The 17,592-nt window shown below is 62.0% G+C and carries 12 protein-coding genes and 7 pseudogenes; 7 read left to right on the top strand and 12 right to left on the bottom strand.

Going from position 1 to position 17,592, the window contains the following annotated elements:
* Nucleotides 1-25 precede the first annotated feature (25 nt).
* Together CNE_RS33400 and CNE_RS43225 are read right to left on the bottom strand one after the other, a co-directional pair.
* Nucleotides 26-566, bottom strand: a pseudogene (locus CNE_RS33400) (DNA-binding protein); the annotation flags it as partial.
* 5 nt (nt 567-571) lie between these two features.
* Nucleotides 572-691 (bottom strand): annotated as a pseudogene (locus CNE_RS43225) (Tn3 family transposase); the annotation flags it as partial.
* 659 nt (nt 692-1,350) lie between these two features.
* Here CNE_RS43225 and CNE_RS33395 point away from each other — a divergent pair.
* The 3 genes from CNE_RS33395 (at nt 1,351) to CNE_RS43355 (ending at nt 3,465) form a co-directional block, all read left to right on the top strand.
* On the top strand, nt 1,351-2,529 hold the full coding sequence (locus tag CNE_RS33395; protein WP_013959170.1) for a hypothetical protein: 1,179 nt from the start codon (nt 1,351-1,353) through the stop codon (nt 2,527-2,529).
* A gap of 139 nt (nt 2,530-2,668) precedes the next feature.
* A complete protein-coding gene (locus CNE_RS33390) occupies nt 2,669-2,995 on the top strand; it encodes a hypothetical protein (RefSeq protein WP_013959169.1) in 327 nt (108 codons plus the stop codon).
* Between the two features lie 224 nt (nt 2,996-3,219).
* Nucleotides 3,220-3,465 carry a hypothetical protein gene (locus tag CNE_RS43355; RefSeq protein ID WP_420872221.1) on the top strand — a complete coding sequence of 82 codons (246 nt, stop codon included), beginning with the start codon at nt 3,220-3,222 and terminating at the stop codon, nt 3,463-3,465.
* Here the strand turns inward: CNE_RS43355 and ybgF are convergent.
* The 3 genes from ybgF to CNE_RS41905 all read right to left on the bottom strand — a co-directional run bounded on the left by ybgF (nt 3,348) and on the right by CNE_RS41905 (nt 5,583).
* Nucleotides 3,348-4,106 (bottom strand): tol-pal system protein YbgF, encoded by a 759-nt coding sequence (ybgF, locus tag CNE_RS33385; RefSeq protein WP_013959168.1) that lies wholly within the window; start codon nt 4,104-4,106, stop codon nt 3,348-3,350. The two genes, CNE_RS43355 and ybgF, sit on opposite strands and share 118 nt — an antisense overlap.
* 78 nt (nt 4,107-4,184) lie before the next feature.
* Nucleotides 4,185-4,451: an H-NS histone family protein gene (locus CNE_RS33380; protein ID WP_013959167.1), complete on the bottom strand. Its 267-nt coding sequence runs from the start codon at nt 4,449-4,451 to the stop codon at nt 4,185-4,187.
* 175 nt (nt 4,452-4,626) lie between these two features.
* Nucleotides 4,627-5,583 (bottom strand): H-NS histone family protein, encoded by a 957-nt coding sequence (locus CNE_RS41905; RefSeq protein ID WP_013959166.1) that lies wholly within the window; start codon nt 5,581-5,583, stop codon nt 4,627-4,629.
* 1,255 nt (nt 5,584-6,838) lie between these two features.
* Between CNE_RS41905 and CNE_RS41325 the strand changes: the two are divergent.
* Nucleotides 6,839-7,132: pseudogene (locus tag CNE_RS41325) on the top strand (ISKra4-like element ISBte1 family transposase); the annotation flags it as partial.
* Nucleotides 7,133-7,158: 26 nt separating this feature from the next.
* Here CNE_RS41325 and CNE_RS43220 read toward each other — a convergent pair.
* The 5 genes and pseudogenes from CNE_RS43220 to CNE_RS38785 form a co-directional block, all read right to left on the bottom strand.
* Nucleotides 7,159-7,494 (bottom strand): annotated as a pseudogene (locus tag CNE_RS43220) (ISKra4-like element ISBte1 family transposase); the annotation flags it as partial.
* A gap of 66 nt (nt 7,495-7,560) precedes the next feature.
* Nucleotides 7,561-7,825, bottom strand: a pseudogene (locus CNE_RS43215) (ISKra4-like element ISBte1 family transposase); the annotation flags it as partial.
* Between the two features lie 46 nt (nt 7,826-7,871).
* Nucleotides 7,872-9,125, bottom strand: a complete 1,254-nt coding sequence (locus CNE_RS33360; protein WP_148271735.1) for an IS256 family transposase — start codon at nt 9,123-9,125, stop codon at nt 7,872-7,874.
* 77 nt (nt 9,126-9,202) lie between these two features.
* Nucleotides 9,203-9,448: pseudogene (locus CNE_RS42465) on the bottom strand (ISKra4-like element ISBte1 family transposase); the annotation flags it as partial.
* 60 nt (nt 9,449-9,508) lie between these two features.
* Nucleotides 9,509-10,138, bottom strand: a complete 630-nt coding sequence (locus CNE_RS38785) for a plasmid pRiA4b ORF-3 family protein (protein WP_013959161.1) — start codon at nt 10,136-10,138, stop codon at nt 9,509-9,511.
* Nucleotides 10,139-10,401: 263 nt separating this feature from the next.
* Between CNE_RS38785 and CNE_RS33345 the strand changes: the two genes are divergently transcribed.
* Complete coding sequence (locus CNE_RS33345; protein WP_013959160.1) at nt 10,402-11,913, top strand: ATP-binding protein; 1,512 nt, start codon at nt 10,402-10,404, stop codon at nt 11,911-11,913.
* A gap of 205 nt (nt 11,914-12,118) precedes the next feature.
* Nucleotides 12,119-12,464, top strand: a pseudogene (locus CNE_RS42460) (EthD domain-containing protein); the annotation flags it as partial.
* Nucleotides 12,465-13,553: 1,089 nt separating this feature from the next.
* Here the strand turns inward: CNE_RS42460 and CNE_RS33330 are convergent.
* Nucleotides 13,554-15,035, bottom strand: coding sequence for an FAD-dependent oxidoreductase (locus CNE_RS33330; RefSeq protein WP_013959158.1), 1,482 nt, complete (start codon nt 15,033-15,035; stop codon nt 13,554-13,556).
* A gap of 132 nt (nt 15,036-15,167) precedes the next feature.
* Nucleotides 15,168-15,923 (bottom strand): SDR family NAD(P)-dependent oxidoreductase, encoded by a 756-nt coding sequence (locus CNE_RS33325; RefSeq protein ID WP_013959157.1) that lies wholly within the window; start codon nt 15,921-15,923, stop codon nt 15,168-15,170.
* Between the two features lie 1,057 nt (nt 15,924-16,980).
* On the opposite strand from CNE_RS33325, the gene CNE_RS41605 reads away from it, so the two are divergent.
* Nucleotides 16,981-17,532: a hypothetical protein gene (locus CNE_RS41605; protein ID WP_158310040.1), complete on the top strand. Its 552-nt coding sequence runs from the start codon at nt 16,981-16,983 to the stop codon at nt 17,530-17,532.
* Nucleotides 17,533-17,592: the final 60 nt, after the last annotated feature.

Genomic DNA, 17,592 nt, shown 5'->3' with positions numbered 1-17,592 from the left:
TGCACGAAAAGGACGACTACCCGTTCTGGCGCGCGGTGCGCTCCTGATCCAGTTCGCGCAGTGCCCGCCGCTCGCTGGCCTCGGCCCGCTCCTGGGCAATGGCCACCTGCTCGCGGGCGCGTTCCAGCTCGGTCGAGAATTGGGACCGCAGCGCCGTCAGCTGGCGGCCCGCCGCCTCCAGTTCTGCCCTGCCCGCTTCCAGCCGGGCCTGGGTGGCGGCCTGCGCCTGCCGCTCGGCGGCGAGGTCCCTGGCTTTCCGCGACCGATTGACGCGCTTCTTCCAGCTGGGCTGAGAGCGCCGCGGTGTCCTCGCGCGCGGCCGCAGTGTCGGCGCGCGCCGCATCGCGCTCGGCTTCGGCGGCGCTGGCCGCCGCGCGGGCCTCGGCACGCAGCGTGGCCAGCTCGCCCGTGGCGGCCTCGTTGGCCGCTTGCCAGATGGTCTGGACCGCCTCGGCCGCGATGTCCTTCAAGGCCTCCGGCAGATCGGGGTGGTCGATGGTCACGCGCGTGCGCCCGCGCAGTTCCTGCCAGAACGCCTGCAGCACCTCGGCAGGCGTGCCCATGCTGATGCAAGATCTTTGGCCACCTCCATACCCCGTGGCAGATAGAGCTTGCGCTCCGACAAATCGCGTAGCCGCGGACATAGATCGAAGCCGAGCAGCTTCGACACAACCATTCCCAGGTTCGTATAGACCGCATTCCGCGGCAGGTCCTTTGGCTTCTTGCAACCAGTGATTGCACACCGATTCAGGCTTGGCGCATATTCCTGCAGTTAACCCAAACCGAAGTGGCATCTCGAATTGGCATCAGCCAAGCTACCTACGCCCGTCAAGAGAAGAATTGCGACCCTGGCGAGTATGTAAGAGAAAGGATTGCCAACGCGCTTAACTGCTTCTTATCAACCTGGGATGACGAGCCGCAGCTGAACGCGCGCCGCTGCGCTTTGGGCGCGGTCTGCCGCCATTGGATGTGCCGCTCACTTCTCAAGGCATGCGACAGCGCCTGACGCTGCCCTCCCTTTCCTGCCGCCCTTATCTCATCCATTTGGGTTACTGACGAGCCTGGCCCGGCACTTCTATGATGGTGCTGAGGCTCGACCATAAGGCAGCAACGGCTTTGGACTAATTCGCGACGCGGCCTCCGCCGTGCCGCAGGGCTTTGGCACTGGTGATGGTTGGTTCAGCCACAACCTCGTGACCAATCTGGCAAAGCTGTAGCGCGCTAGCATCAATGCCGGCGAGGATCGTGGACCAATCTCAATGGCAGCCTTGGAGCCTCGCCCGCTTCTCGACAGTGGGGCTGAGCATATGCTTGATTGCCACCTGGTAAGCAATTCCTAGGAGACCCACCATGGCTAAGGGTCAGTTGCGCGGCAAGCGCAAGGCAAAGACGCCTACCATGGGCTGGATCAAAAGCCCGACTTGGGACCTCGTTTGGGTGCTGAATGCACTGTGGTTAGCCCCGCTGACCCTTTTCCTGGCGTGGGGACATGACGACGTGCGCGCCAGCCCGGTGGACGGGCTGTTCTTTGTCTTCGCGGTACCTCTATGGTTCGGCCATCGCGTCTCGTCGGCCTGGTTGGCCTACGCAACCCCGGCTTTCCGCCCCCTGCTCACCACGCAGCGGCTGCGCTTCGTGGTAGGCCCGTTGGCCATTGCGGTGGCCTGCTTCGCCCTGCTTTTGGCACCCGAGAGCGTGCTGCCGGTGCCGCTGAGTGAGCGCGTGGTCTGGTTCGCCGTCCTGGACTACCTGCTAGTGAGTCACCATTTCGCCGCGCAGCACTTCGGGCTGCTTAGCCTTTACCGCGCGCGCGCAGGAAGAGCGTCTGATGCGGTCACGCGACGGCTTGATCGTTGGTTCGCGCTCGTTGTGGGCGGCGGTTTCGTCGTACTGGCAGAGGCCTTAGCTGGATCGATCGCCTTCCAGGATCGCTGGATCGCCCCCCTCCTGGGCGCGGGCTGGTCGGACGTGTTCGCGCGCACGCTGCATGATGGCGGCATCGCCTTCGTCGTGATCCTGACCGCCCTGATGCTATTCGTCGAACTGCGCTCGCAGCGCGCATCGCTGCCGCGCATGGCCTACGCCCTCGGCGTTTCGTCCATGGTGCTCTTCGCCTTCCTCGCGCGCGACCCCTTCCTGTTCATTGTGCTGTGGAGCGTGCAGCATTGGAGTGTGGCAATGGGACTCACCTCGCTCACGGCTTCCGGCGGGGACCAGGTGCCACGCACGCACTGGCACCAGTTGCTGGCGCCAATCAATCGACGCGGCTGGGCAGTGCTGCTTGTGCTCGCCGTCGCCTCCACCCTGCTGCTACCGGTGCTGGAGGTGGAGGCCGTGACCGACGAATACGCCTACGCCGATCGCATCTTCGGTGATGCGGCGCTCTGGCTGCGTTCCTCGCCTTTCGTGCCGGCGCTGCTGGCACTGGGTTTCGCGACTGGCTTCATCCACTACCTGCTGGATCGCGCTGTCTACCGCTTTTCATCGCCAGAAGTTAGGCAGGCCGCCCGCGCGCTGGTGCGGCCCTGACTTCTTTCACTGACGGAGCATAAGGGCGTATCTTGGTCGCCAAATAGGCGCTTGGGACGACGACGCCTTGGAACCGCGGGATATCTCGGCCACCGCCAAACGAGCGCGGCAAGCGCGAAGGCTTCTTCTAGGAGACCGCATGACTTACGTGAAAACCATTCGGGCCGTCTTGGCCTCCGGGCGCTTCATCGCCATCGACCTGCATCTGCACGAAAGCGCCCCGCATGCCGTTGAGGTGCTGATGTGCCTCCGGCCGGTCGAGCGCGGTATCGACGTGCCCCTCCAACCTCTGCAAACGCCGGCCGCGATGACCGCCGACCAAGCGTTCGCGTTCGCCTGGGCGAAGGCGCAGGGGGTCGCGCAGCACCACGATGACCCCATCGTGGGCGTGCAAACGACGGTTAATAGGCTGTCCGACAGCGCGATCGCGGCCGTTACCGGCGGATTGCCCATCACGCGCATCTAAGCCGGTCACCGGGGCGGAAGTCCCGGCGTACAGGTTTCCGGAAATTGTCGTCATTGTGATAAGAAGTGCTATTTCCTGCAGACCAAGGGCGACCGCCACTACCAGGGCACCACCTTCCGGGCGCCGGCACTGTCGCGCCTGTGCCCGGTCGAGGCCTACGCGGACTGGGTGGGACCGGCGCGGCTGAGCGCCGCTCCGGTGTTTCGCGCGATTGCCGGTACACGATGACCATGGCGTTCTTTGAGCCGGACCCGACCTTCACCAAGGTCACGAAGGCCTGGCTCTGCGCGAATATGTTCCTCAAGAACTCGATCGGCTCGGCGCTCAAGGGCCAGCGCGAACTGACCCGCACTTACTTCAGCGTCTTCAGCCGGTTGTTCGCCGCACGCGCGCCTTCGGTACCGGGATACTTGGCCACCACCTGTTCCAGCGTTTTGCGCGCGGCATCCTTCTGGCCGGACTCGAGCTGATTATTGGCCACCGCGATCATGGCGTCCGGCACCTTGGGATGCGTCGGGTTGGCATTGATCATTTTCTGCAGCGCCCAGGTGGACCCCTTATAGTCGCGCTGCGCGTAGAGCGAGTTGCCGAGCCAGTACTGCGCCAGCGGCAGGTACGGGCTCTGCGGATACTTCTTGATAAACGACGAGAACGAATTCCCGGCGCTCCTGAAGTCGCCCGCCTGGAAATGCTTGAGCGCAGCGTCGTATTCGGGCTTCTCGCCCGGCTGCGACGTGCCCTGGCGGCCTTCGACCGAAACCTGCTGCGGCTCGAGCTTCTTCAGGCGCGCATCCAGGTCGGCGTAGTAGTCCTTCTGCTGCTTCTGCAGCGTCGCTACCGTGTTCTGCAGCACTTCGTTCTGGCCGCGTAGCCGCGCAAGTTCCTGGCGTAGACCTTCGAGCTGGTTCTGCAGGTCGAGCGTAGTGCGGCTATTCTGCTCAATGCGCTGGGTCGCCGTCGCCTGGAAGCTGTTGAACTGGTCGCGCAGGTTGATGACCGTTTTGCGCGCCTGCTCATCGTCGAACACGCCGGCGTGCGCCTGCGTGAGGGGCAGCATACCGCCGCTCGCCATGGCGGCGAGCCACAACAGGGTGGAAACGTGTACTTTCATAAATGGGTCGTCGTGGGTCGTGTCGGTTAGCCGTCGTCAGATCGCTGTTGGTCTGCGGGCCAAATGCATCGGCGGCCCCTATCCTACCCGGAAAAACTCAACGCTCTGCCCCGCATTGACCGCGCGCTTGAGCCATGACGGCATCTCGCCCTGCCCGTCCCAGGTGAGCCCTTCCGCGTTGCGGTAGCAGACCACCGGCGCCGGCGGTGCGGCCGGTGGCGGCGGTGGGGGCGGCGGTGGCGCGAAGCACCCCGCCGCGTCGAGCTCTTCGAGGGTGAGCCCGTAGTCGTCCATCTGCGCCTGGATCCAGCGGATCGCGTCCGTCCGCTCAGTTTTTGCTGTCATCGCTGCCGTCACTGCTGTCGTTGCCTTCGTCCTGGTTGTTAGGCAGCGCCGCCGTCCCCGGCTTGTTGCCCGGCTCTTCCCCTTGGGCTTCCTGCGCAGTGGCCGCCGAACTTCCGGCCTGCCGAGTTTGCTTGTCAGAATGGGGGCGGACCGGCCGCGCCCGCCGACCTGTCGTTCAGTACAAGAGATCGATTAGGAAACGCTCGGGCTTCTTGCCAATCCACGCGGGAGCCCGACCGCGCCCCGACCAGGTCTGGCCCGTCTTCGGGTTGCGGTACCTCGGACGCGGCGCGGCCTTCGTCGGAACAGCGCGGGCAGCGGGCTCAACACTGGGCTTGCCCGCAATGTCCTCAATGCTGAGGTCGTACTCCTGCATCCACTGCCGAATCTTTTCCACGACCTCTGGCACTTCCGTGGCTCGCAACTGCTCAAGTTGCGCATTGACAGATGCCAGTTGGGCGAGCAGTGAGGATTGGGACCGGCTTTGGGTTGCGGTAGGCGCTTTTTGCTCCTGTCGCGGCTTCCGAGTTTGCGTCTTCCGAGTTGGCGCTTCCGGGGCAGCCTCCACTCCAGGCAGTGTTATCTGCTTCGGCCCGCGCTTCCGGGTTGGGGTTTCGTGAGTCATGACTTCCGGAGCGGCAACTTCAGCTAGCATTTTCGGCTTCCGACCGCGCTTCGGGGCCCGCGTCTCTTCCGGCGCTGCTTCCGGAGCTGGGGCGTAAAGCGGTGCGACCGGGGCGGCCGTTTCGGTCAGTTCGTCCTGGACGGCAGCTTCCATCGGTTCTTCCGTGGCCAGGACTTCAACCGGAGCTTCGGCCACGGCTTCAGTGGTCGCTTCCGAGGGCATGGCTTCAATGGGCGCTTCCGGCGCGTCAGATTCAGTCAACGCTTCCGAGGCGGCGGCTTCCAGCGATTCTTCCGATGCCACGTCTTCCGTTGAAGCGTCCGGGGCTGCGTAAGGCCGCCGGCGCCGATATGACACGGTCGCCGTCGGGCCGCTATCCCGGCTTGTCGACCAGAAGTCCAAGCGTCGGGCCTGAGTGTCAACGCTGCCACCACCGACGCCTGCACCACTGGATTCACCAATGACGGGACCCGCGTCGCGCATCGCCTCAGCGATGGGAAGCTCCATCTGACCAAATCCGTCCGTCGCATTGCTCGCGACAAGGGGTTCAACCACGCTCTGGGGCCAATTCGTTCTCCTTCATTGAAGTCACTGCAGGTGCAGACGCTTCCTAATCCCATGGACGGTGAGACCTTGTCTCTTGCGTGTCGTTCGCTTCTCGCCTGCGCCAATCCTTCCTTACGAATTCTCGCGCCCAATCAACGCCGTACGACTTCGGGACCTTTCTACCGACTCGTCGTATTCGACGTCCTCGGGCTCGGCGTAATAGAGAGACTGGAAGGTCTCGTCGGCTTCCCTCGGCCGCTCGCAGCAAGGCTGACCAGGTCCCTTCTATCGAAAATGTCGATCCTTTCGCAAGTGATTGACTCACAAAGAATTTGGGGGCGCGACCGTATCAAATGCATCAGCGCCCGATGTCAACTCTAGACTGGCCGCCTGCCACACGAAGCACGTTGCCCTCTGGCGTCATCTGCCGCGGAATGTCGTTGAATGTCGGCTTGCCCGGCCTTGCCGCTGTGGCCGGCCGTAACGTTGATACTTCCGCCACTCGACGCGTCCGGCCGGTTGCAAGAGGACCCACACGACTTTTCTTCGGTTTGCGTGCCGATGGCTTTGGGGGTTTCGCGGCCGAACGGCGCACCTCCGGTGGGTTCCAAACTTCTATGTAGCGCTCGCCGGCCAGCGCCGAGGTTGCCAGTATCATCGTTACCAGGCCGACCAGTAGCTCTTTGGACAATCTCGTCTCCGCATTGTGTTGTCGCGACCGGAGCGAGTCCCGCTTTTGGCCGCGGCGTATTCTCGCACACCGTCCCTGAGCCCAACGCGGGGGGCCGTCGAACGCGACCGTCTGTTGGTGCCCGACCGGAGACCGTCCGTTCAACCCGAGGCAGCCCAGGCGCGCGCGGTTGGAGCGGGCTGTGGCCACGACGCGCACGGCAGGATGGACGCCGGCTGGCGATGCGAGCCTCCAGCCGAGCGTGCGACCGACGACGCCGGGCTTCATCGCAGCGTGCCTGCCGCCCAACCGATGCGCCAGTTCGGCGCACCCCGCGTCGCGGGCCATCCGGCGATCCGCACGCCGGATCAGCTTGCCGAGAAGTTTGCCCTCCTCGGGGCTGGCCTCAGGGTCCAGATCCCAGCTCAGGCTTTCCCGGCGGCGCAACGCTGGAAAGGGGCAGCCGTGCCACAAGTGCCACTTGGCGCCATGCAGTGTCTTGATCAATGCGGTATTGCTGGGGCCATCGCTATGTGCCGGCCGGCCCTTGATCAGCTCGAGGAGTTCATTGTCTACCTCGACAACAACCGACACTTCATCGTTAACTACGGTGACCGCTATCGGCATGGGGAGCCCATTGCATCAGGTTTTGTCGAGTCGGCCGTCAATCAGGTGGTCAGCAAGCGGTACGTCAAACGGCAGCAGATGGCCTGGCGGCCTCGGAACGCGCACAATCTGCTGCAAATCAGGACTGCCGTACTCAATAACCAGCTCCGGTCTTACGTTGAACGATGGTATCCGTCCATCGCCCGGGACGAAAACCAACGCCTTGCCGCTTAGTCGGCCCCCGTTTTGGCGCGGTCTCTCATCTGTTCGAGATTCTGTACCCGCATGGCGATGTGGAACCAATCGAGAACGTAGTCACCGCGGTCACCAAAGCCGAGCTGGGCAAACCGTACGGTATCCCCGCCGTCCGACAAGAAGGTGACCGGCTGACTGGGTTGCACACCTTCTCGTAGCAGGAAGTTCCACATACGATCGGCCGGTCGGCGCTCCAGCTTGTGCACGTAGCCAAAGCTATGGCCGGCATCTTGATCCCGTAGGGACTTCCCGACGATCACTTCAAACCAGCCATCCTGGCGGCGCCGGTGGCCGGCCCGCCGCAGGTAGCCGCCATCAATGCCGACCGCGCGGATCGGACTGGGCTTGGCGATCTCAGGCGAGCGGACGCTCGCCACCTCCGCCTGCTGCCGGGGCGTCGGTGGCCTGTTCCGCTTCCAGTCGGCGACCGAGCGTGGTGACCTGGCGCCGGATTGAGCTGGCTGCCAGCACATGCTCCAGCGGCAATACCTCTTGCAGAACGTTGATGGTCAGGCCATACGACATCAACGCTGCAAACTTGACCTCGAGATACTGCAGTTCTGGGCTGACCCGCTCGGGCAAGCAGTTGGCGACCGGGCTGAAGGTGGGGGCGTCGCCTTGGCACCGCCGGCAGGGGTACAGCCTGGGACTGTCGATCGACAGTCGCCCGAACGGGAGGTGTCAGGAATTCTGTGTGCTGAGGTCGGTTAAATAAATCTCAGCGTAGGGCGTTGGTGAAGCGGTCACCGAAGAGAATGGCGAACTGGTTGGCCGCTTGTTTCCAGGTGATGGGCGGCATCTTCCAATCTTTCTCGATGTTGCGCAAGGCCAGGTACAGCAGCTTGCTGGCGGCTTCGTCGCTGGGGAAGTGGCCCCGGTTCTTGACGATCTTGCGCAACTGCATGTGCATGCTCTCGATGGCATTAGTGGTGTAGATGATTCTGCGCACTTCCGGCGGATAGGCGAAGAACGGGATGACCTGTTCCCATTGGCGGCGCCACATGTCGGCCACCGTGGGGAATTTCCGGCCCCAATCGCTGGCGGCGAACGCCTGCAGCGCGCCGGCGGCGGCGTCGGCCGTGGCAGCCTGGTAAATCGGCTTGAGCGCGGCCGCCAGGCCCTTGCGGTCCTTCCAGCTCGCCAGGTTCAGCGAGTTGCGGATCAGGTGGACGATACAGGTCTGGATTTGTGCGCCCGGGTAGACGGCCTCGATCGCTTCGGGGAAGCCACGCAGGCCGTCGACGACGGCGACCAGGATGTCGTCCAGGCCGCGGTTCTTCAACTCGTTGAAGACCTTGAGCCAGAACTTGGCGCCCTCGGTTTGCTCGATCCACAGCCCGAGCACCTCCTTGCGCCCGTCGGCGCGGATACCCAAGGCCAGGTAGACGGCCTTGTTCCTGACGGTGCCTTCGTCGCGGATCTTCAGGCGCAGCGCGTCGAAGTAGACGATGGGGTACATCGCCTCCAGCGGGCGCTGCTGCCATTGGTCGACCTCGGCCAGCACTTCGTCGGTGATGGTGGAAATCAGGTCAGGCGAGACCTGCAGCCCATACAGTTCCTGCAAATGGCCCTGAATCTCACGCACGCTCATCCCGCGTGCATACATGCTGATTACGTGGTCGTCGAAGCCGGACAGCCGGCGTTGGTACTTGGCGACCAGTTGCGGCTCGAAGGTGGCTTGCCGGTCGCGCGGAATGTCCAGTTCCAGCTCGCCGTTGGGCGTGATGACGGTCTTTGCACTGCTGCCGTTGCGGTGATTGCCGCTCTTGCCTTGCTTGGCCTCGCTGGCCAGATGGTGCGTCAGTTCGGCGGCAAGCATACGCTCGGCCAACTGCTTCTTGAGCAGGCCGGCCAAACCTGATTCACCGAGAATCGACTCGGCGTCCTTGTTCTGTACCTGAGCCAGCAGTTGATCGATCAACTCATCCGGAAACAGCTTCGGCGCGCTTGATTTCTTGCTCTTCTTGGTCATGCTTTTTGTTTCGGTCATAAGGGCGTTTCTTTCGATATCGTCTCATGACCTCAACACACAAGAAATCTGACAGGCTCCCCGAACGCGCTACGAAATACCAGGTGATGGTGGCCCTTGCAAGCCAACTGCGCCCCGCACGTGGGACACACGCTGGTCCGGGCAACTGCCTCGGCAACCTGTGCCGCAACCATCGTGCGCTGCAGCCGACCCAGCAATGATTTCGCCTCCGCTAGGTGCAGCCCCAGCGAGCCCACATCGAGGCGGTCTCTCTCGAACTGGGCGATTTCGGTGACGGTGGCTGGCACGCCTCCATCGTCCTGCACTACGACTTACAAGCTGATACGCATGGCCGCCCTCCTCCCGTGGAAGCTGCGGCGACCAGTCTACCCCTCGAACTCTCGCAACCGATCATTGACGGTCTGACGGTCAAAGCGACGATCCAGCCAAGTCAGCCACCGGTCGACCTCGTCGCGTAGGTCTTCCAACACGATAGGCCGCTCGCGCAGCGACTCGATCCAATCGAGGAATTCATATTCACTGTGTTCGTCCCTTGCCTCCAGATACCTCTCGATCCCGCCAATGTCCTCGGGTGGGCAAGGCCCGCAACCCGCCACGCAACGGGGCAACTGGCCAGGCCGTTGCCGCAGCATACGCCGCTCCATCCGTATCTCGTGGCGCCACCACGCGTTGAAGTCATACACGTAGACAAAGCCTTCGTGTTCGCGGAGATGAAACGCGGTCAGCGGCAGTTCGTTTGCGACTGTGCAGAACTGCAAGACGCCCTCATGAGCGTCGCCGTAACGCTTGCCACGAATGCTGAACGTGTGCAGATGTTCGCCCGCCCAGCCCATGACTATCTGGAGGACATTGTGCAATTGTCCGAGCGTCAAGTGCTCAGGAACGAGGACGCGTCGCCAGACCGCGGGCTCAGGCCGCGCAGAGCAATGCGAAGTTGAAGGACGGAGATCGCCGGCCCAGGATCGGAAGCCATGCGCGCATTGTAGGTGCCTCATTGGCCTCTCGGCAGTGGTCCGGTGGTTTGCCCCGTTTTGGCGCGGTCTCCTTGTACGAGGCTGGCGGCTGGAGAGGAGAAGCAGCACCCCTCACCCATAAGATACTTTTTTGTAACTTAAATTAACAATCGAGACTTTAGATCTCGTCAAGGCCTTCCGCCTTGACGAAAGAGAGTTAGTTTTTCCGGCTCAGGCCTTGTCCCCCCTAGCCTTGCGGGTCATGATCAATTAAGATACATAAATGTAACTAAAGTAGCGAGAATATGGCCTCCTGGGAATTCTACGGACGGATGGGAACGCTGGAGACGCTGGATCGGATCGTTCATGGTCCAAACTGGTTCTTCTGCCGCATCCAAGGCCGACGACGCATTGGCAAGACAACCCTCCTGCGTGAGCTATCCAAGAGCGAACCGTCGCTAATAGCCCGGATGGTCTACATGCAGATACCAGACTCAGACGAGCGAGATGTGGCGGCTGGGTTCCGTCGGGCGCTGGAAGACTGCGAATCCGAGATCGCAAATGCACTGGCCCCGCAAGTCACTGACTTCGCCTCGATGGCTGGCGTGATTGGCGATCTATGCCGCCGCGGCCTGATCGTCGTGTTGGACGAATTCCAATATTTCACGGCGACAAGGCTCTACGCCTTCAACTCATTCCTGCAGGCGCAAGTGGACCAGCTGCGCGATACGCAAGGGGGCGGGCTGTTTGTCCTTGGCTCCCTGCAGTCGGAAATGAGCGCGCTCCTCGACGACAAGGGTGCGCCACTCTTTGGGCGGCTCACAGCGACTATCGATCTGCAGCACTGGGATTTCGAGGACCTGATCGAGGTGTACCGCGCCCACGATATCCGCGATCCGCACCATTGGCTCACGCTCTGGGGCTTCTTTGAGGGCGTTCCCAAGTTCTACCGGGACGCGTATGACCAAGGCCTGTTTCAGGTGGATTCCCGGTTTCAGGAAGCCTTGCTCGAGCGGATGTTCCTTCGCGAAGGCAGCCCTCTGGCCGAAGAAGCAGACACATCCTTCCTCCGTGAGGTGAAGGGCAGACTGCTCTCAGTCCTAAATTTCCTCGCGGAACATCCGGGCTCGAGTCACGGGCAACTGGTCGGCACACTGCTGCGGGATGAAGACGAAGCGTCGTTGAAGGTCACAGTCAAGCGCTTGGTCGAGAATTACCATATGGTCGACAAACGCCACCCGGTGTTTTCGGAGAGCAAGAGCCGCAACGCCCGCTATTACATCACCGACAACTTTCTGCAGGCTTGGCTGTCGGTCGTGAAGCCGGCGCGGGACGCATCCCGCATGCGCCCGCTTTCGAAGGCGATCGATCTGACGCTCCCTCGGCTGCACGGGCACGAGGGATACGCGTTCGAGAAGCTGATTCGTCAGTTGCACGTAGAGTGTTCGCGAAAGGGCGCGGGCGACTTCTCGCTGACCTCCATCGAACTGGGTTACTGGAATCGGCCGCGAGACGAACAGAACGCGATCGAGATCGACATCGTCGCACTTGACGAGGACGCCCGGCATATCCGCTTCGGCTCGTGCAAACGCAGTGCGAGCAAGCACATCCGGTCCTCGCTTTCCGAATTTGAGCGACACATCGAGCGATTCATGTCGACAAAGGAGGGGCGCCGGGTGAATGGATGGACGTTGACCAAGGCGCTGTTCTCGCCTGTTTTTTCAGACGAAGAGGCTCGGGCGCTGACGGCCGCTGGCTACCAGTGCCTGGACTTGCCAGCGTACGTCAGGATGCTAACGTCTTCTCGGTCAGTGTGATGCACTGGCCGGCGGAAGCTTCGGCACCCTTCTCCGGGCCGATCCTCTTGATGCATGGCAGGAGCGCCGCGCCACGCTGCCCATCGCCTGCGTCCTCCTCCTCTTCTTGTTGCAAACCAACGGCCAGCCGATCACCTCAAACCCTGGGTGGGACCGTGCGCGCTGGGTTGGGAGCGATCGACATCAGCGCTGCCGACATGAGTCCACACTCAAGCGCCCGCCCCGCCTCACTCACGAGGCCTGGCTCGACATCTGGCATCAGGATCACACTCAGGTCGCAATCGAGACGCAGGACGACTTCCTCTACGTGCAGAACGTCGTCGTGCATCCGCTCACACATGGAGCCCCCATTATCGACGCCGTTGTCGAGGAGTGTTTCCCTGCCTCCGCCATGACGGACCCGCACGCGTTCTTCGACGCCGTGGGAGATGAAGACAAGCTCAAACGAAACAGCGGATCCATGATGGATAGCTGTAACCGCTTCATCGACTTCGACAAGCTGGATGTCGTTCCCCACCAGCCAATACGTCATCAAGACACCGGCCGCCTGACGGAACACACATCAGAGTTCAGCCCGCCCCAACAATGTGGCGACGGCGGGCCTCTTCTCTCTCGCGCATGCACCCCGCGGCGAACCCTGCATCAAGGTTGCACCTGAGTTGATTGGGACCGCATCTTGTATGTTCGCCCGTGTCATCTCGCCAACGACCGCGAGCGTCCGCTCGCCGCTTCGCATTTCCAGGTGTGCGGCGTCAGCATGGCCGGCAGGTGCCGATTATGGAGGCTCGACGTTCAAAGCCTTAACCCGCTACGCCCAGGGCGTGCCGCCGCTTAGCCAGGCTCCCCCTCTGCTGTGAGTCCAGACCATTTACCCAGGCCGCGACAATACCGTTTCCTGCAAGCCTGATGCTGCCGAGTCTTCAGGATTGTGCTACCGGTGCGACGACGTCCAGCGTCTATGACCGAGGCGTGAGCCAACACCGCGTAGCTGCATGAGCAGGGGAACATGTTGATGCGCCGAGAACCAAGGAATGGCTTGTTCATATCTAGCCCAATCAGGAGAGGGCGACGGTTGCGCCCTTTGTCTCGTCTCCTCCGGGAAGGAGATTCCAGATATTGCTTACCGCCACGCCATAGACTTACGGCCGCAGGCATCATCACTTCGCTGCGGCTCGGCCTGTGCGGTCTTCCTTCTTTATCACGAAGATGTGCCGGCTCTGCCAATGCCCCTCTCGCAGTCACCGACGCGCCCGAGCAGAATCGTCTTAAAGAACGCTGCCGTCTCTTCCGGTCGCTCGGCAACCCATCCAGACATACCTGGCGACATCGCATAAGCACCGGTGACATAGCTGGAGCACGCGGAGCAGAGCCGGAAAAAACACCCCGGCCATTTCCTCGGACTTGCCGAAACGCGTGGCCGGAAGATTCTGTGGCATCAAGACGCGATTCTTCTTGGAATCCAAGGCGGTCATGTCCTCGCCTACGTTCGTATTCACATACACCTCGCCAGCCTTGCCCCCTTGCGGGCTAACGCATACGCGCCCGTCCGATGCCACTTGACGCCCCAGTGCTCACTTCGCCAGCCTCATTCATCGGAATCTCCCTCCTGATTGACACGGGCTCCCGCACGCCATTTGAAATTAGAAACCGGATGCTGAGGAGGCGGCGTGCCGCCCGGCTTGCCGCCCAAAGAAGGTGGCGTCCGCCAACGACATCCCGGAACTGTATCCCCCGCCCCAACGCGGCAAACCACAGGCTGTCCGTCCGGCAGCATAGAGACCGCGAATCGGCACGCGCTTCTCGGTGAGCACTTGACCACTTGGCAATGTGTCCAATCCCCCCAGAGTGAAGTGCGGATAGAACGCGTAGTCGACGCGACAATCCAGAGCGACAAAGGGCGGCTCATCGAGCGGTTTCAGCCACTTCGCCGCTTTGTGGAACATAGGATCGGCGCCTTCGGCGGCGTGCCGGTTGTAGCTCGATACTGTGGCGCTGAGTGTTCCTGGCGGCATGCCCAGATCGCGTTCGACCTCCTCCCAGGTGTCGCCAGCGGCCGCGATACCGATACGCGTGAATTCTGCTGGCTGCTGAAAAGTCGCGCTGTCGACCAGCAGATAAATTCGGTCGCCGAGTTGCTGCATGATGTGGTGGCCAATCCGACCGTGATAGCAGTCCTCGTTGAGAAAGCGCTGACCGCGTTCGTTGACGAACACACCCTTGATGAGCGATTCGGGTGCGTAGAAAGGGAGGCTGACGAAACCCTGGTCCATGTGGATCGCGGCACCACCCACGCTCAACCCCATCAGGATGCCCGAACCGTCGTCTCCTGGGCTGCCGATCGGCTCGTTCGCACGCAATAGGTTGGGTGCGTGGCGCCTGACCATGTCGCGATTCATCACGAATCCGCCGGCGCAGAGAACGACGCCCCTGCGCGCGCGCGCGAAGAGCATTCTGCCGTTGATCCGCACGACAACACCGTGCACGTTGTTCGCCTCATCGGCAATCAACGCGAGCACCCGACTGTCATAGCGCACATCCACGCCCAGCTTGACGACGCGCGCAGCCAGCACGTCCATCAGCATGCGCCCGCCGCCCCAGCCAACCCACTGCGGCGTGTGTCCGCGAGGGCAAGGCTTGGCGTTGGCGGAGAATGGCCACGCCTCCTCACTGCCTGACCAGATGAGACAATCATCAGTCTCTGGCTCCAACATGCGCTCTGGCAGAAAGGTGTTCTTGTAGGTCAGTCCCTGGTCGACCAGCCAATCATAGTGGGCACGGCTGCCGTTGGCGTAGATGCGAACCTTCGCCTCGTCGGCATCGGGCCCGCCTGCCATCAGCAGGTAGCGGTACAGATCCTCCGTGTCGTCGATAAAGCCCGCCTGCCGCTGGGCAGGCGTACCTCCGCCGCCGCCTAGGTAAATTTCCCCCCCAGACAGGGCACTCGTACCGCCACTGCCGGAGGCGACCTCGAATAGGGTGACGGAGGCACCCGTTTGCGCTGCTTCGATAGCGGCACATGCGCCAGCCGCCCCGAAGCCGACTACGATAACGTCGACTTCCATGTCCCACTGCAGGACGTCCGCAAGGAGACAGGGGCGTGTGACAGAGAACTCCAATGACATGAATCAGCCTCGTGAGAAATGAATACAGACACTTGTTAATCAACAATGGCTGGATGCGCTTGCGCAGGTCCACCCAGATGTATTGCTGTAATGCCTAGGTCCGCCTGCGCCTCGTTGACCACTGGGTTGTACTTACCCCCAGTACGCCTGCCCGCCATCAAGCGGCACCGTCGCACCCGTGAGGTATCCCGCCTCTGCGCTCACCAGGAAGGCGACGGCTCGGCCGATGTCCTTCTCGCAGTCTCCGACGCGCCCGAGCGGAATCGTCTCGAAGAAGGCCGCTGCCTCTTCCGGGTGCTCGGCGACCCACCCGGCCATGCTGGGCGACATCGCGTGCGGTGCGATGGCGTTGACCCGAATGCCCGTGCTGCCCCATTCACACGCGGCAGCGCGTGTCAGCGCGCGGATGGCTTCCTTAACCGCCGCGTAGTGTCCGTAGCCCGATGCGTCCCAGCGCACGGCAGCAGACGAAACACAATTCACTATCGAGCCATCGCCGCACAGGTGCGGATAGCAGGCGCGCATCATGCGCATTGTGGCGAGCGGCCCTGAGTCTATGCCTTGCATGAACGCTTCATCTGTCACCTCCAGCAGACGCCCGAGAGGCACCACTTGGGCGTTGTTGACAAGTACTTGGACGCCGTCGAAGTGCGCCACAACCTGCTCGACGCAATGTTTGATGCCTTCCTTTAACATCACGTCGCACACAAACGGGTGCGCCTCGCCGCCGCGGCGGCGGATCTCGGCGCATGTGTCGTCCAACTTGCCGGCAGTCCGGCCAACCAGGGCAATGCGTGCCCCCTCAGCCGCAAGAGCGTAGGCAATACCTTGCCCTACGCCCTGGCCCGCCCCGGTGATCAATGCGACCTTTCCCTTCAGCCGGCTCATACCCGTCCCCCTTCATCCCATGCGCATAAGCGCGCATTCGCCGATGCTCTGTTCACGACGTCCTGTTTCCTTTAAGCGATTTACGCCACCAATCTGCGTTCTCGCTAAACTACGTTCGGTGCTTGTCCAATGAATCGTCTGTTCAGACTACGAGGCGACGTCGCGCGCCGTTCCGCTCTTTGGACTGCAATGGGAAGGTCAGGGCGGCCGAACTCCTCGCAATATTCGTGGTGGACACGAACGAACGGAACTGACGACCCCGTTCGGTAGAAGAGGGTTGAGATTCGCCGTGCCGCGAAGCGCTACTTACGGAAGGAAGAAGCAAACTCGACCGAACCAATGCCCCTTGTACCTCGATAGCTGCCGTTGAGGCGGCACCGGATTGGATGGCTGCAGTGGGTCGGCAAGAGACGAACGAACTGCGGCCGAGGCGCTTCCCTGTGCTCAGCACAGCAACCGCAGCGGCAGTAGACGGAGTCATGGTCTGGCGCCGAGCCGTTGGCGAATCTGCCAGGCCAGCACGTCTACCGAGCGAGTGGCTGGGGCGAAACGAAAGCGACCCGGTGCGACCCACTCCCCAAGACGCATCCATCCATCAGGAAATATGCAGACGTGCAGGTCCTCATTAATGACGACCACACCAGCCAGCCCTGGATGGGTGGTTACCCCGTGGCAGGGAATGCCGAGGCGCTCCAGATGACGTCGCACGGCACTTGCTCGCATGGCGGCTTACCCCGGGTTGTCCCGCCATTCTGAGGCCAACTCTAGGAGCGCATCAGTTTTCGCACCGAATGGAAGTTGTGCCGGGGCGCGAGGCGTCATTAGTCCCGATCGCTTATTATCCTGCGGACGGCCAGTGGCATCAAAGGTCTTGGCTTGCATGTCAAATACGCCGATGTCGACCCGCCACTTTCATAGTTTCGCGATCATGAAACTATCGGAGCCCCCTCATCGTCCCGGTATTAGGGGAGCATTCGCCAACTCAGGACTCACGACAACGAGCGCGTGGCCGCTCTTCGGCATCCGCAGCCGAAGGGTGCCGACTCTGCAGACGGGCATGCATTGTCTCGCAGCGGATCATCATCATTGTCGCGGGTTCCTCATCGGCGTCGGCCTGGTCGGCCTCCGCGGTGCTGCGCAGATATGCTTGCCGGGAGGCGATGGCGGCGATCACAATGATGGCGCCAACGCAAAAGACCCGGGCCATCAATTGAAAGTAACGAGCCATGAAATTTCGCAACGGGTAGCAGGAGGTAAATTGGTGGCGAAGCTACACGAAGATGCCACGAAGCGGTGCTATGCCGTTGAAGGATTGACACCGGCTCTGTTTCGCCGTAGAGCGCCAAGCCTGATGAATATGCCTCAAGAAGCGATCGCGCCCCTCCCGAGCGACCACTACTGGACCAGGCCGCACACGCCCTTCCCGCTGGACGGTCCGAACCGCCAATATGAGGTCTTCCCCGGCGCGCACTACGTCAGCAACGGGGTCACTTCTTACAAGAACTGGGCGTGCATGCTGACGGCGCAGGAAGACACCCTGCCCTTCTCTCCCAATCAAACATACCACCCCAGCAACCAGCAAAATTTCGGTGTACGGACGTTATGTTAAATTTACCGCAGTTGCTCGAGCTGTCACCGGATGGCTAACTAGCCGTGGAGCCATTGACGA

The sequence above is a fragment of the Cupriavidus necator N-1 genome (genome assembly GCF_000219215.1).
Taxonomy (GTDB): domain Bacteria; phylum Pseudomonadota; class Gammaproteobacteria; order Burkholderiales; family Burkholderiaceae; genus Cupriavidus; species Cupriavidus necator.
This window is presented reverse-complemented; position numbering and strand designations above follow the sequence as displayed.